This window comes from Sulfurovum xiamenensis, assembly GCF_030347995.1.
GTDB lineage: Bacteria > Campylobacterota > Campylobacteria > Campylobacterales > Sulfurovaceae > Sulfurovum > Sulfurovum xiamenensis.
In genome coordinates this window covers 407,174-421,010 of record NZ_JAQIBC010000002.1, presented here as the reverse complement: position 1 = coordinate 421,010, position 13,837 = coordinate 407,174, and the positions used below count along the sequence as shown (strand labels likewise).

The window sequence follows — 13,837 nt, the reverse complement described above, 5'->3', positions numbered from 1 at the left end:
TTTGGCTAATGATTTCCTAGTATCTTCTTTGCCTGTTTAACAAAGAGCTGCTTTTTTTCCAGCATATTCTCTATCTCTTGTTTGCCGACATCACCAAATCTCTTTACAATGTACTCTGCAACCTCGGTGGAGACAAGGTCGAAGTCTGTAAAAAGTGCGTCTATGTGCATACGCAGATTACTGATCGTATGTTCATCTTGTGGCAGATCGATATGGGCAAGCTTCAACTCTTTGATACTGTATTCAGAATCTCTGGGATCCATTGTCTCCTGATAGGTTTGCATGGTTCCTAGTTGTATGGCTGTAAGTTTTTTTCCATAAGAACACCCTGTATCAATACCATAAAAATTTTCTTCTGATATAACTTCATCAAAGACACAATGCCCGAAAATATTGATTACCTCTTCATTTTTAATTTTCATGCCATCCTCATATCTGTTGAGTAAATAGTCATTGTAATAAACAGGGTTGTTTCGGTGTTCATAAAATGGCAATGCAAAACCATGTGTTATGAAATATCTATCTATTTGTATATACATAGGTAGGGTTCTGATCCACTCGAGATGGGAGAGTATTTTGGTATGATCACCTTGATAACTCTCAAGGGTAACCATCCCACCGTAGCGTTTGTCTGAACTCCATGGACCGTGTTTGTTGTGAAAAATCGCATCTTCCAAGTAGGTATCCATGAGATGTTCATGATTCCCTTTGACACAAGCATAACCTTTTTCAATGACAAAATCGATAACATCTTTTGAGAAGTTACCTTTATCACACAAATCTCCAACAAATATGAGTTCAGCACCTCTTGGAAGACGTGCAATGAGGTTTTGTAAAGTATAAAAGCATCCATGTACATCGCCTACAACATATATATTTTCGATTTTTAAGTCGTCCATAATGTATGCCTCCTTTTTTATCTGATTATAATGTGATTTCATCTACTTTCATAGTAAAAAGATGTCAATTCATTATAATACAGATGATGAACAGTCATAAGAACACTATGAATAATAATTTGGTTAGACTATACTTAAGCATAAGATATATGTATTTTATACAGTGCTTGTTATAATGTTAGAAAGGATACATGATGAAAGTTCTGCTTACAGGTGCAAACGGGTATATAGGAAGACGCCTCAAACAAACGCTTTTAAATGAAGATGTATTCTTACGCCTGCTTGTGCGTAATCCTAAAAGTCTTGATTCTAATCTAAATGCTGAAATAGTACAAGGTGATACTTTTGATATGGACTCTTTGGAGCGTGCACTTGAGGGCATTGATGTTGCCTACTATCTCATACACTCTTTGCAACACAAAAACTATAAAGAACTTGACAAACAAAGTGCGCAAAATTTTCTGGATGCAGCCATCAAAAAAGGGGTTAAACGTATCATATACCTGGGTGGACTTGGTGTGAAAGAACATGCAAGTGAACATCTTTTAAGCCGAATAGAAACAGGAGAAATACTTTCAAGCAGACCTGACAAGATAGAGACCATCTGGATACGTGCAGGGGTGATCATAGGTTCAGGAAGTGTCAGTTTTGAGATCATCAGGCATGTTACAGAAAAACTGCCTATCATGGTCACACCTAAATGGGTCAATACCTTAGCACAGCCAATAGGAGTAGATGATGTCATTGCCTACTTGAATGCCTCAAAGGATCTTAGTATCGATGGCAATCTTGTAGTGGATATAGGTAGTGAGAAGATGACCTATAAAGAGATGATGCTAGCTTGTGCCAATGCACTGGGTCTTCGACGCTGGATCTTTCCGCTTCCTATACTGAGCATTAAATTCTCTTCTTATTGGCTGAATCTCTTTACCCCTGTACCTTATACGGTTGCACGTCCACTTATAGAAGGACTATCGTCTGAAGTGCTCATACAAAATGACAATGCCAAGAGGTACTTTAGTCATATACACCCTATGAAATTTAATGAAGCAGTTAAAAAAGCGATCAAAGAGATGGAAGAGAATCAAGTTCTCAGTCGATGGAGTGATGCGGGTGGTGGACAGGACATGTGGGAGAAACAGCATAAACATGACCCTGCATCAGCAGTTTTGATGGATCGTCAGTCTATAAAGCTGCGTGGTATTCCAAAAGAGACAATATATTGCACTTTTTGCTCCATAGGTGGGGAAGAGGGATGGTTCGGATATGATTGGCTTTGGGAGATCAGAGGCTGGATGGATAAAATGATCGGTGGTGCAGGATTGAACAGGGGACGAAGAGACTGTCGACAACTTAGAATAGGAGAGAGTGTGGATTTCTGGAGGGTTGAAGATTTGAGTGTCAATGAAAGGCTGCTTCTCTATGCACAAATGAAAATTCCGGGTAAGGCTTGGCTGGAATTCAAGATAAAAGGGGATGAGCTGGTGCAAACTGCTTATTTTTCTCCACGTGGACTATGGGGCAGACTCTATTGGTATATTCTTACTCCTGTGCATTATTTAGTATTTCGTAATATGATAAGGTCCATATTAAAAAAAGCACAAAACGATGAACAGACAAAATAAAACTATGAATACGTTGATAGAATGGCTAAAATAAAATAAATGGATTTACTCATACTTTATGTTGCAGGAATACTGTATTTCACTATTATAGAAAAGGATAAACATGAAAAAATTACTATTACCACTCGCACTCTTATTTGCATTATTATTGACAGGGTGTGAAGAGAAAAAACCAGAAAAAGTAGCACCCGTTGAAAATTTCAAACTCACCGAGTACCTTGGAACATGGTATGAGATAGCAAGATTGGAACACAGATTTGAAAGGGGTATGGAAGCGATATCGGCAACCTACAGTATGAGAGAAGATGGTGGGGTTAAAGTACTCAACAAAGGGTATAAAACAGAAGAGAAAGAGTGGAGTGAGGCAGAAGGTAAAGCGTACTTTGTAAAAGATCCTGACAAAGGCTTCTTAAAAGTATCCTTCTTTGGGCCTTTTTATGGCTCCTATATCGTGATGGATACAGATTATGAAACTTACACGATGATTAGTGGGCCTGATCTGAGTTACTTCTGGATACTCTCTAGAAAACCCACACTTGATGAGACAACACTGAAGAGACTTTTAGCGCAAGCAAAAGAAGCCGGCTTTGATACAAGCAAACTGATCTATCCGGACCAAAGTATGAATACAAGTAGGAATAATGACAAATAAAGCACTCATCATCGTAGCACATGGAAGCCGAAAAGACTCTTCCAATGAAGAGGTCAAGGCACTTGGAGAGAAAGTAAGATCCCTACAGATTAAAAACTATGCATTTGTCATGACGGCATTTTTGGAGTTTGCCGCTCCTTCTTTGGAAGAGAGTATGCACTCCTGTATAGATAAAGGTGTGAGTGAGATAGTCATCTTACCTTACTTCCTGGCTTCGGGTAACCATGTTACCCGAGATATTCCTGAAGTGGTTCAGAATATACAGGCTTCATACCCGCAAGTAAAGATAACACTCAAAGAACATGTAGGCAGTTCCTCTGGTATGGTGAAGCTTCTTAGCGATATGGCAGAGTAGATATTTAGTATGAATTGACATAATTTCTATACGAAATACTGTTGTATCAGTATAAAATATGAGAAAAAATGAGGAACCAATGTTTAAAACCTATGATACTTTAGAACAAGCAACACACGCACAACCAAGAGTCACGGCTTTGCTCGCCTGCCAAGATAATCTCATGCCGGCTTCATGGCATATGCCTATCTCTAAGTCACCTTTTCGTTATGCAGTGGCGGTACGTGAAGAGAACTACACGCATGCACTACTGGAAAAACATCGAAGCTTTACACTCAATTTTTTACCATTTGATCATTATGAAACTATCAATATTTTGGGAAAAATACATGGTGACAGTGAAGATAAATTGGCTAAAAGTGGATTAAAGGTTGAGGGTAAAGATAGCCATGAAAATGTATTACTCAGTGCTTCAGACTTTATCTATGAATGTAAGGTATGTGATACTTATAAAAATGGTGATCATACCATTTTTATAGCAGATGTCACCAAAATATATGTGAATGATAAGCAAAGTGAGAAGCCTATGCTATTTTCTGGTCGTGGGAAGTATGGGACAGTGGAAGAGACATTTACATTATCAAAAAGGAGTATAAAATGACTTTAGAAGAAATTGAATTTGAATTGGAGCTAGCAGGGTTGAGTAGAGAACAACAGATCAAATTAATATCATCGATTAAAAGAAATGGTTTTGATGCAAAAACAGTGGATAAAAAATTACAACTTATGGGATTTGAACCGATCTTCACTATTTATGATGAAGATTGAGAAGATATCTATATAAAAAAACTAAGTGCAAAAAAGTGAGTGTATTTTTTAATCGACATAAATATACTACGAAAACTTTTTTAAACTGTATAGTATAGGTTATAAAGGAGTTTTCATGAAACCGTATATACCAACAGAATTTAGTTTTGACCCGGATGAAAGAGGCCACTTTGGCAAGTTTGGAGGTAGATATGTACCTGAGACACTGATGCCCATACTTATTGAACTTGATGAGGTCTATAAACAATACCGTTTTGACAAAACCTTTTGGAATGAGGTTAATGCACTCTACAAAGACTATGTAGGACGTCCATCCCCTTTATATAAAGCACAGAACATCAGTGATGAAATAGGTGCAGAAGTCTATCTGAAACGTGAAGATCTCAACCATACAGGTGCACACAAGGTGAATAACACCATTGCCCAGGGTCTTTTGGCTAAGCGTATGGGGAAAACGAAGATCATTGCTGAGACGGGTGCAGGACAGCATGGCGTAGCTACTGCAACTGTCGCAGCACTTATGGGTCTTGAGTGTGAGGTTTTTATGGGTGCAAAAGACGTAGAGCGCCAACAGCTCAATGTCTTTCGTATGAAACTGCTTGGAGCCAAAGTACATGCAGTGGAATCCGGCAGTAAAACACTGAAAGATGCGATGAATGACGCTATAAGACACTGGGTCACCCATGCCAGAGACACTTTTTATGTTATAGGTACCGCTGCAGGCCCCCATCCCTATCCTTTGATGGTACGTGATTTTCAGGCCATCATTAGTTATGAAGCCAAAGCACAACTCTTAGAACAGGCGAATACGCTGCCTGATTATGTCATTGCCTGTATCGGTGGCGGATCCAATGCATTAGGTATGTTTGCCCACTTTATAGAAGAAGAAAAAACAGAGTGCATTGGCATAGAGGCAGGAGGAAAAGGATTGGATAGCGGGGATCATGGTGCTTCTCTGGCATTAGGTAGACCCGGTGTTCTTCATGGACAGTTGAGTTATCTGTTGCAAACAGATGACGGACAGGTAGAAGAGGCTTATTCTGTCTCTGCTGGGCTTGACTATCCGGGGATAGGTCCTGAACACTCATTTTTAATGGAGCAGGGCAAAGTGATCTATGACTCTGTTACCGATGACGAAGCGATGGATGCCTTTGTATGGCTTAGCCGCACTGAAGGGATCGTTCCGGCATTTGAAAGTGCCCATGCCATCGCCTATCTTAAAAAAATGCCTAAAGAGAAGATCAAAGATAAAACAATTATCATCAGCCTTTCTGGAAGAGGAGATAAAGATATGATACAGGCTATGGAGATTTTGAAGCTATAAGCTCTTGAGTCTTTTGATGTCTGTAGGCAAACATTTTTTTCATATCTCGTTTGATCAGCCATACAATAGCTGTAGTCAGTGGCTCAAAAGGCAGCGAAAAAGTAATTTCGTCCCGTAGTACACTGTGTGAATCATCCACTTGTATAAAGTGATGTTCATGCCTGAAGCTTTTAAAGGGTGACTGTGTTGCTGTATCAATGATAAGATCCGGATATTCTACTTTTTCAAATGTCAGTTTCCAGACAAAAGAAAACCATCCTTTTTTAATGCGTAGCACGGCTTTATTTCCCTCTTTCAAAGGTGTATCAAGTTTGAGTATCTCAAGACTGGTATCTTTGGGTGTAATCAGAGGAAGATTCTTTGTGTTTGCATGAAAGTCAAAAAGGGTTTTGACACTGCATGGTATTGGAGTTTCAAATATTAGTGTATGTTTCATATTTGCATTATGTCATGGGATATAAATCTTTTGTATAACCTTTTTGTCAATTCATTATTTTTCAATCGACAATAAATGACTACAAAGATAGGTATAAAAATCATAAACTTACATAAAGATGAAAATAAAATCTCATAAAAGGAACCACAAATGAAAAAGCGCATCTGGATTGTCGGTGGAAGCAGTGGGATTGGACTGGAACTTGTAAAAAAGTGGTTACAAGAGGGTATGTATGTTATTACCAGTGCCAGAAAGGCGAGCAGTACAAAAGAACTTTTAACGCTCAAACAAATTTATGAAGAACAACTACAGATCGTAGACATAGATGTGACCTCTATAGCATCTGTAAAAAAAGCTGTACCTCAAGCATGGAAACGTTTTGAGGGTATCGATATATGGTTCTATAATGCAGCAGTCTACGAAGTGATGTCTACAGAAGAGTGGGATGTTGAACATTTTGAAGCGATGATGCAGATCAATTATATGGGAGCAGTACGTGTGATGAGTGAACTTTTACCATATTTTGAAAGAAAAGGGGAGGGAAGGTGGATATGGAATGCCAGTCTCTCAAGCTACTTTGGCCTTCCTCTTGGAGGTGGGTACAGTGCACCTAAAGCGGCATTACTGAATTTGGCTGAGTCTCTACAGCCTGAGTTGAATGTCAAGGGTATAGAACTTCAGGTGATCAATCATGGTTTTGTGAAAACAAGACTGACACAGAAAAACAGTTTTGATATGCCAGAACTTATGACACCTGAAGAAGCAGCAGAAAATATTATCAGAGCGACAAAAAAACCATATCGTTTTGAGATACATTTTCCGTTTAAACTCTCTACCTTTTTGCAGGTATTACGCTTGATTCCCTACAGGATCTCTTTGGCATTGACTAAAAAGATGCTGCCTAAAGACATTTCGTAAGGATGCTATGATGAACCAAGAGAAATTGAGCCATTATTTTGAAACACTGAATGAAGGTGTTGACATTGAAGATTTTCGTACTATCTATGATGATGCTGTTGTTTTCAAGGATCCCTTCAATGAAGTAAAGGGTATACGAGCAGTATATGAAGTATTTGAACATATGTATCAGACTCTGGATAAACCAAGATTTATCATTAAAGAATACATAGACAAACAAAATGTGGCCTACGTCAAATGGGATTTTACCTTTGCATTTAAAGGTGAAAAGAATGAAAACAGGTTTGAAGGGGTAAGTCGCTTGCAAATAAATAACCAAGGAAAGATTATATCGCATGTTGACTTTTGGGATGCGGCTGAGCATATATATGAAAAGATGCCTGTAGTAGGGTCTGTTCTTAGATTGATCAAGCGCAAGATTTCGAGAAGTTGACCTTATGCAAAACTCAAAAACCTTAGGAATATGTGCTACCTGTTCTCGTCATACAGCATTGACAAAACACCACCTTATACCGAAAAAAAGACATAAAAAAATGAAAAACAGTTCTATCAATGAATTGCTTGATGCGGTTATTTATGTATGTCGTACCTGTCATAACGGTATACATGATTTGTATGATGAACATACCCTTTCTAAAGAGTTTAATACACTTGAAAAACTCTGTGCTGATGAGAGATTGCGTAAACATTTTATGTGGGTATCAAAATGTAAAAAGGGTGTACAATGAAACAAGAAAAACTTACATATTTTACATTGATCTCCTACGCTTCAACTGCAATACCCCTTGCTATGTTAGGACTTCCACTGTATATCTATCTGCCTACCTTTTATTCACAGAGTGTAGGAATAAGTGTAACACTAGTAGGTCTTATTCTTTTTTTTGCACGACTCACGGATGTTATTACAGATCCACTGGTAGGACTTTACAGTGATAGACTTCAAAGCAGATATGGGAAAAGAAAACCTTTTATACTTACAGGTTCCTTGATCTTAGTTGCAAGTTTTTATGCACTGATACATCCACCTGAAAATCAGACTGAACTATGGCTTTTTAGTTTTTCAATATTGGTTTACTTAGGATGGAGTATTGTATCCATACCCTATCTTGCATGGAGTGCCGAGATCACTTCAGACTATCATGAAAAGACCCGTTTGAGTGGAGCAAGAGAGCTTTTTACTATACTCGGTGCATTGGCAGCACTTCTTATACCGTACCTTTATAGTGTTTCAGAATCCGCAGATAAAAGCCTGAGTATCTTATATACTGCATTTCTGATAGCACTCATTTTGATGCTTCCTCTTACCCTTACGGGTATTAAAGAAAGTAGAGTAAAACCTACTAAGCACATTACATTTAGAGAGGTTAAAACACTCTGGCAGAAAATACCTGCACTTAGCCGACTGCAATCAGCTTTTACACTTAACTCACTGGCAAATGCTCTTCCTGCAACACTTTTTTTGTTTTTTGTTCAGCTTGTCTTGGAAGAAGAATCAAAAACAGGTCCACTGCTTTTACTCTATTTTGCTTCAGGTATAGCAGGCTTACCTTTTTGGACTATGTTAGCCAAAAAGATAGGCAAACGGAAAAGCTGGCTGGGTTCTATGTTACTTGCTTCTACTGCCTTTGTCTTTGTTCCCTTTCTCGGTAGTGGCGATCTTGTATGGTTTGCATGTATTACTTTCGTCTCAGGGCTCTCTTTAGGTGCAGATATGGCATTGCCATCTTCCATTCAGGCAGATGTGGTACAAAAGATAGAAAAAGAAAAATCTTCTTATGCCGGCATACTGTTTGGAATCTGGGCTATGTTGACCAAGTTTGCACTTGCACTAGCTGTGGGTATAGGGTTTGTCATATTAGGGGCAGTGGGGTTTGATCCTCATGAACCTACACCATTGGCACTGACTACACTTGCCTTACTCTATGGCGGTGCACCGGTTTTTTTCAAAATGATCGCGTTTTGGATTATGAAAGATTATCGTGAAACAGTCTAACCTTAGTCCTTCAATTTTATTTTTAATGACATTTATTTTAGGTGTATATCTTTCGTGGATTCAACCTTTGAATTTTAAACTTTATATAGATAGTGATAGTGATGTAATACGATTTATAGGGCTAATTTTACTTTTCGTTAGCCTGATACTCACTATCTTGGCTTATAGAATGTTTAAAAATCATTTCACCCCTCATGCCCCCTTTTCTACACCTACGGTACTTATAGACAGCGGTGTTTTTGCTATGAGTAGAAACCCTGTCTACTTGGCATTGGTATTGTCTCAATTTGGTTTGGGTTTTGTATTAGATATGGTGTGGCTTTTGCCTTCTGCTCTGATTTTATGGATTACCCTTCATTACCTGATTGTACCAGATGAAGAAAAGATTTTAGAAAGCCTATTCAAAGAGAGATATACACACTACAAACAACACACACGTCGCTGGTTTTAATCAACTGACAAAATAACAATACAAAAAGATTTAAAAACAGCATAAACTACAGTTAGAGTAAAAAACTGTAAAGGAGCTAGAGATGAAAAAATTGTTATTTATTTTATTTTCAACATTTTTGTTTTCTAACGCCCCTTTGCCTGTACCTCATGTAGACGTTAAAGCGTTTAGCGGTCTATGGTATGAAGTAGCAAGAACTTATAACAGTTATCAAAAAGATTGTGTTGCATCGTCGGTTGAATATGCATTGCAAAACGACAGTACTTACAAAGTTTTCAACCGATGTTTTGAAAATATCATAGGTGGAGATCTTATAGAGTACAAAGGTACTGCGGAGCCTAAGAATGGAAACTCTATGTCAAAGATAGACATGACCTATTTTTATATTTTTACACGTGAATACCGTGTTATTTACTTAGAAAAAGATTACTCTGCTGCAGTGGTAACAGATGAAGAGATGGATCAGGTCTGGGTGCTGAGCAGAAAGCCTCAGTTGCCAAAAAGAAAACTCAAGAAGATTCTATCGAAACTTGAAAAAAAGATGGATGTGAAGAGACTGATCTTTACACCACAAGACAAAAAAGGACGTTACAAATGAAAATTGCAGTACTTGGAGCAGGCATCAGCGGTTTGGGTTCTGCCTATCTTTTAAGCCAAAAACATGAAGTAGATCTGTATGAAAAAGAAGGACGTCTTGGAGGACATGCACGTACTACCATGGTAGAGGAAGATGACAAACGTTTTGGTGTTGATACAGGTTTTTTGGTATTCAACCATGAGACCTATCCGCTTTTGACCAAACTCTTTTCAAAACTGGATGTCAAGATAGAAAACAGTGACATGAGTTTCGGTTTTTGGGACGAAGTATCCAATACGGCCTATAATGGTCAATCTCTTAGTGGTCTATTCTTCCAGAAAAGAAATCTTTTTTCATTGTCTCACTACAGAATGATAGCCGATATTATGCGGTTCAATAAAACGGCTAACATCGATATAGACGAAAATAGTTCTGCACTAGATGGTACTCTTGGAGAATATCTTGAGTCCTATTCGAAGGTATTCAAAGAACGTTATATCATACCGATGGGAGCTGCTATCTGGTCAACACCGAGTGACAAAATGCATGATTTTCCTGCAAGGACTTTTGTACAGTTCTTTAAAAACCACGGACTGCTTGGTGTTACGACACAGCATCAGTGGCTTACTGTAAGCGGAGGTTCAAAAAATTATGTAGAGAAGATTAAAGCGCACATTTCAGGAAAGATCATTTTGAACAGTGATGTGGTGGGTATTAAGCGCCATGATGACTATGTGATACTTCTCCATCAAGACGGGAGTGAGAGCCATTATGACAAAGTAGTCATGGCAATGCATGCACCTGAGGCATTAGAGTTGCTACAGGATGCCACAGCTGAAGAAGAGGAGATACTTTCTGCTTTCCCTTACAAGCAAAACGATGCACTACTGCATAATGACAGTAAGGCACTTTACCCGGACAAGAAGATCTATGCAGCATGGAACTATAAAACAGGTGGGAAAGAGAATGCCGTGACACTCTCTTACTGGATAAACAGGCTGCAAAATCTTGACAGTAAGAAAGAGTATTTTGTCTCTTTGAATGAAACTTCAGAGCTGGAAAATGTGATAGAACAGATCTCTTATGCACATCCGCAGTTTGACAGCAGGGCGATCATGATGCAATCCAGACGTGAAGAGATCAATGGTCAGAACCATACGTACTATGCGGGTGCCTACTGGCGTTACGGTTTCCATGAAGATGGACTCTGGAGTGCCAACACGATAGCCCAGAGCTTTGGATGTGCATTATGAGCCATAGTTTTTTTGAAGGAACGGTCTATCATAAACGGTATACACCAAAGGTTCATGAATTTACCTACCCCTTCTATCTGTTGGATATCGATCTGAGCTTACTGAATACACTGAAAAACAAGCTTTTCTCATTCGAAGGGGTGAACCTTTTTTCTTTCAAAAGTAAAGATCATTTTGGCCAAAGTGAAGATTTTAAGCAGAATGTAGAAGCATTACTCCAGAAGTTTGAACTTACACCTAGTGAAAATATGCATTTTATGACCCTTCCAAGAGTTGCAAATTTTGTATTTAATCCTATAAGTGTACTGATACTTTTTAATGAGAAGACACCAACACATCTTTTTGCTGAAGTACATAACTACAACGGTGGGAGAGTCGTCTACCCTGTGATATTAGAGACAAAAAAGAATGATGTCTATGAAGGCAAAGTAATGAAAGATATGTATGTTTCTCCTTTTTTGGAAACGAAGGGAGAGTACCGATTTACACTGCAGTATCAAGAGACAAAAATGTCACTGAAAGTGGATCTCTATGAAGAAGGAAACAAAAAACTGACTGCTTCTTTCAGAGGCAGAGCAAAGCCCTTTAAGAGTACAACGGTTGTAAAACTGTTTGCACGTCACTCTTTTTTAACATTTTGGGTGGTTACAAGAACATTGTGGCAAACCTTAAAGCTTTGGCGAAAAGGATTGACCTGGTATTCGCCAACAGCAGCAGATCAAATAAGGAGGTATTGAAATGAAAGGATTTTGGAACAAATTCGGAGACAGATATTTAAAGCGTATTGAACAGGGAACACTGAAAGTAATCTACAGTGACGGAACCAAAAAAATCTATGGAAACGGTGAATCTCCAAAAACAAGTATGATCATACATGACAGCCGCTTTTTTAGACGTCTTGCACTTTATGGTGATATAGGATTTGCAGAGAGTTACATGGACGGTGATTTTGAAACTACCGACCTAACGAACCTGATCAGTATTGCACTGCTGAACTCAAAAGCATTGGCAGCAAAAAGTGAAGATAAAAGCACTAACCATTTTATCAACCTATTGCCTCAGCTCAACAAGATAAAGCACTGGATGCGTAAAAACTCTAAAACGCAGTCACAAAAAAATATCTCACAGCACTATGACCTCTCTAATGATTTTTTTGAATTGATGCTGGATGATACGATGATGTATTCCAGTGCAGTATTTGAACACCCGGAAGAGTCACTGTATGAAGCACAACAAAGAAAGATCAAACTGCTTTCAGACAAGCTACGCCTTAAGCCGGGGGCTAAAGTACTTGAGATAGGTTCGGGCTGGGGAGCAATGGCGATTCACCTGGCCAAAGAGAAACAGTGCGAGGTGACAACAGTTACACTGAGTAAAGAGCAAAAAGCACTTTGTGAAAAGCGTTTTAGAAAAGAAGAGGTCGATAACCAGATAGAGATCCTGCTTAAGGACTACAGGGATCTTGATGGCACTTTTGATGCCATCATTGCAGTAGAAATGTTTGAAGCAGTCGGAAAAGAATATTTTGATGTTTTTTTCAAAAAATGCGAATCACTCCTCAAGCCTTCAGGTGTAATGGTGATGCAGGTTATTACTATGCCAGATCAGCGCTATGATGCCTATAGTAGAGGAACCGACTTTATCCAGAAGTATATTTTCCCGGGAGGACATTTGCCAAGTGTCAGCAAAATACTTCAAACAACGACAAATCACACCCGTTTAAATCTTTTACATATGGAAGAGTTTACAGAAGATTATGCGAAAACTCTAAGATTATGGCATGATGCGTTCAGGTCCAAGCTTCATAAGGTTAAAGAACTCGGATTCGATGAATACTTTATACGGATGTGGAAAATGTATCTTTGTTACTGTGAAGCAGCATTTTTAACGCGAAATATCAATTTGGTACAAGTGGCTTTTACCCGTGATCAGAACATACATTTGAATAAAGGATTGGTAGCATGAAACTCAAATCTATTTTAACACTTGGAATATGCGGACTCTTAACAGGGTGTGGCAGCAGTATGAAGATTGATGATTTCTCCAACACTACACCTGAGTTCATCCCTCAAAAGTATTTTAACGGACCAATGACCGCATACGGTATAGTGAAAGACAGAGATGGAAAGATCATTAGGCGTTTCAAAGGAAAACTAGTAGGAAGCTGGGACAAGAATGGTGTAGGTACCCTGGATGAGAAATTTGTCTATGATGATGGAGAAACACAGACACGTGTCTGGACCCTGACACCTACTGGAGAGAAAACCTTTACAGGCACTGCCGGAGACATTGTTGGTGAAGCGCAGATGATTGCAAAAGGCAATACAGTTATGATAGACTATACGATGCGTGTCCCGTACAATAAGTCAACGATAGATATCAATGTACGTGACTGGCTGCATCTTCAAGAAGATGGTGTAATTTTAAATCATTCTAAAATGAAAAAATTCGGTTTTGAAGTGGGTGAACTGGTGATCACAATCATTAAAGATTTTCCTGCCGATGCAATGGATTAAAGGAGACAGTATGTTAAAAGGTATCTTATCTTTATTGTTTATATTGAGTGTGAATACGTTAGCAAAGGAT

18 protein-coding genes are annotated in these 13,837 nt (G+C 38.6%); 16 read left to right on the top strand and 2 right to left on the bottom strand.

The genetic code is table 11. The features are described 5' to 3' along the window. Window positions 1-5 precede the first annotated feature (5 nt). Window positions 6-899, bottom strand: coding sequence for a metallophosphoesterase (locus tag PF327_RS05220; protein ID WP_289401582.1), 894 nt, complete (start codon window positions 897-899; stop codon window positions 6-8). A 194-nt stretch (window positions 900-1,093) separates the two neighbouring features. Between PF327_RS05220 and PF327_RS05215 the strand changes: the two genes are divergently transcribed. From PF327_RS05215 to trpB, 6 genes are all read left to right on the top strand, one after another. Continuing rightward, a complete protein-coding gene (locus PF327_RS05215) occupies window positions 1,094-2,524 on the top strand; it encodes an SDR family oxidoreductase (protein ID WP_289401581.1) in 1,431 nt (476 codons plus the stop codon). A gap of 103 nt (window positions 2,525-2,627) precedes the next feature. After that, entirely contained in the window at window positions 2,628-3,176 is a 549-nt protein-coding gene (locus tag PF327_RS05210; RefSeq protein ID WP_289401580.1) for a lipocalin family protein, read from the top strand. Continuing rightward, window positions 3,166-3,531 carry a sirohydrochlorin chelatase gene (locus PF327_RS05205; RefSeq protein ID WP_289401579.1) on the top strand — a complete coding sequence of 122 codons (366 nt, stop codon included), beginning with the start codon at window positions 3,166-3,168 and terminating at the stop codon, window positions 3,529-3,531. Before PF327_RS05210 ends, PF327_RS05205 begins: the two co-directional genes overlap by 11 nt. 58 nt (window positions 3,532-3,589) lie before the next feature. Further along, a complete protein-coding gene (locus PF327_RS05200; RefSeq protein ID WP_081501814.1) occupies window positions 3,590-4,132 on the top strand; it encodes a flavin reductase family protein in 543 nt (180 codons plus the stop codon). Beyond that, a complete protein-coding gene (locus PF327_RS05195; protein WP_155993677.1) occupies window positions 4,129-4,299 on the top strand; it encodes a hypothetical protein in 171 nt (56 codons plus the stop codon). Before PF327_RS05200 ends, PF327_RS05195 begins: the two co-directional genes overlap by 4 nt. Window positions 4,300-4,414: 115 nt before the next feature. Beyond that, window positions 4,415-5,623, top strand: a complete 1,209-nt coding sequence (gene trpB / locus PF327_RS05190; RefSeq protein WP_008242419.1) for a tryptophan synthase subunit beta — start codon at window positions 4,415-4,417, stop codon at window positions 5,621-5,623. Here trpB and PF327_RS05185 read toward each other — a convergent pair. Continuing rightward, complete coding sequence (locus PF327_RS05185) at window positions 5,601-6,059, bottom strand: SRPBCC family protein (protein ID WP_008242421.1); 459 nt, start codon at window positions 6,057-6,059, stop codon at window positions 5,601-5,603. The genes trpB and PF327_RS05185 overlap by 23 nt on opposite strands. Window positions 6,060-6,209: 150 nt before the next feature. Here PF327_RS05185 and PF327_RS05180 point away from each other — a divergent pair, with 150 nt between their 5' ends. From PF327_RS05180 to PF327_RS05135, 10 genes are all read left to right on the top strand, one after another. Further along, the gene (locus tag PF327_RS05180; protein ID WP_008242424.1) at window positions 6,210-6,977 is read left to right on the top strand and encodes an SDR family NAD(P)-dependent oxidoreductase; all 768 of its coding nucleotides are present in this window, start codon (window positions 6,210-6,212) and stop codon (window positions 6,975-6,977) included. A 10-nt stretch (window positions 6,978-6,987) separates the two neighbouring features. Continuing rightward, a complete protein-coding gene (locus PF327_RS05175; protein ID WP_008242426.1) occupies window positions 6,988-7,410 on the top strand; it encodes a nuclear transport factor 2 family protein in 423 nt (140 codons plus the stop codon). Between the two features lie 4 nt (window positions 7,411-7,414). Continuing rightward, window positions 7,415-7,705, top strand: a complete 291-nt coding sequence (locus PF327_RS05170) for a hypothetical protein (protein WP_008242428.1) — start codon at window positions 7,415-7,417, stop codon at window positions 7,703-7,705. Beyond that, window positions 7,702-8,970, top strand: coding sequence for an MFS transporter (locus PF327_RS05165; protein WP_289401578.1), 1,269 nt, complete (start codon window positions 7,702-7,704; stop codon window positions 8,968-8,970). Before PF327_RS05170 ends, PF327_RS05165 begins: the two co-directional genes overlap by 4 nt. Window positions 8,971-8,995: 25 nt before the next feature. Beyond that, complete coding sequence (locus tag PF327_RS05160; protein WP_289401645.1) at window positions 8,996-9,421, top strand: methyltransferase family protein; 426 nt, start codon at window positions 8,996-8,998, stop codon at window positions 9,419-9,421. Window positions 9,422-9,503: 82 nt separating this feature from the next. Next, window positions 9,504-10,019 (top strand): lipocalin family protein, encoded by a 516-nt coding sequence (locus PF327_RS05155; protein ID WP_008242435.1) that lies wholly within the window; start codon window positions 9,504-9,506, stop codon window positions 10,017-10,019. Further along, window positions 10,016-11,251, top strand: a complete 1,236-nt coding sequence (locus tag PF327_RS05150; RefSeq protein ID WP_008242437.1) for an NAD(P)/FAD-dependent oxidoreductase — start codon at window positions 10,016-10,018, stop codon at window positions 11,249-11,251. Before PF327_RS05155 ends, PF327_RS05150 begins: the two co-directional genes overlap by 4 nt. Further along, a complete protein-coding gene (locus tag PF327_RS05145; protein ID WP_008242440.1) occupies window positions 11,248-11,988 on the top strand; it encodes a DUF1365 domain-containing protein in 741 nt (246 codons plus the stop codon). The genes PF327_RS05150 and PF327_RS05145 overlap by 4 nt, the downstream gene beginning before the upstream one ends. Window position 11,989: 1 nt before the next feature. Beyond that, window positions 11,990-13,216: an SAM-dependent methyltransferase gene (locus PF327_RS05140; protein ID WP_008242442.1), complete on the top strand. Its 1,227-nt coding sequence runs from the start codon at window positions 11,990-11,992 to the stop codon at window positions 13,214-13,216. Then, a complete protein-coding gene (locus tag PF327_RS05135; RefSeq protein WP_008242444.1) occupies window positions 13,213-13,767 on the top strand; it encodes a DUF3833 domain-containing protein in 555 nt (184 codons plus the stop codon). The genes PF327_RS05140 and PF327_RS05135 overlap by 4 nt, the downstream gene beginning before the upstream one ends. The last annotated feature ends 70 nt before the right edge of the window (window positions 13,768-13,837 follow it).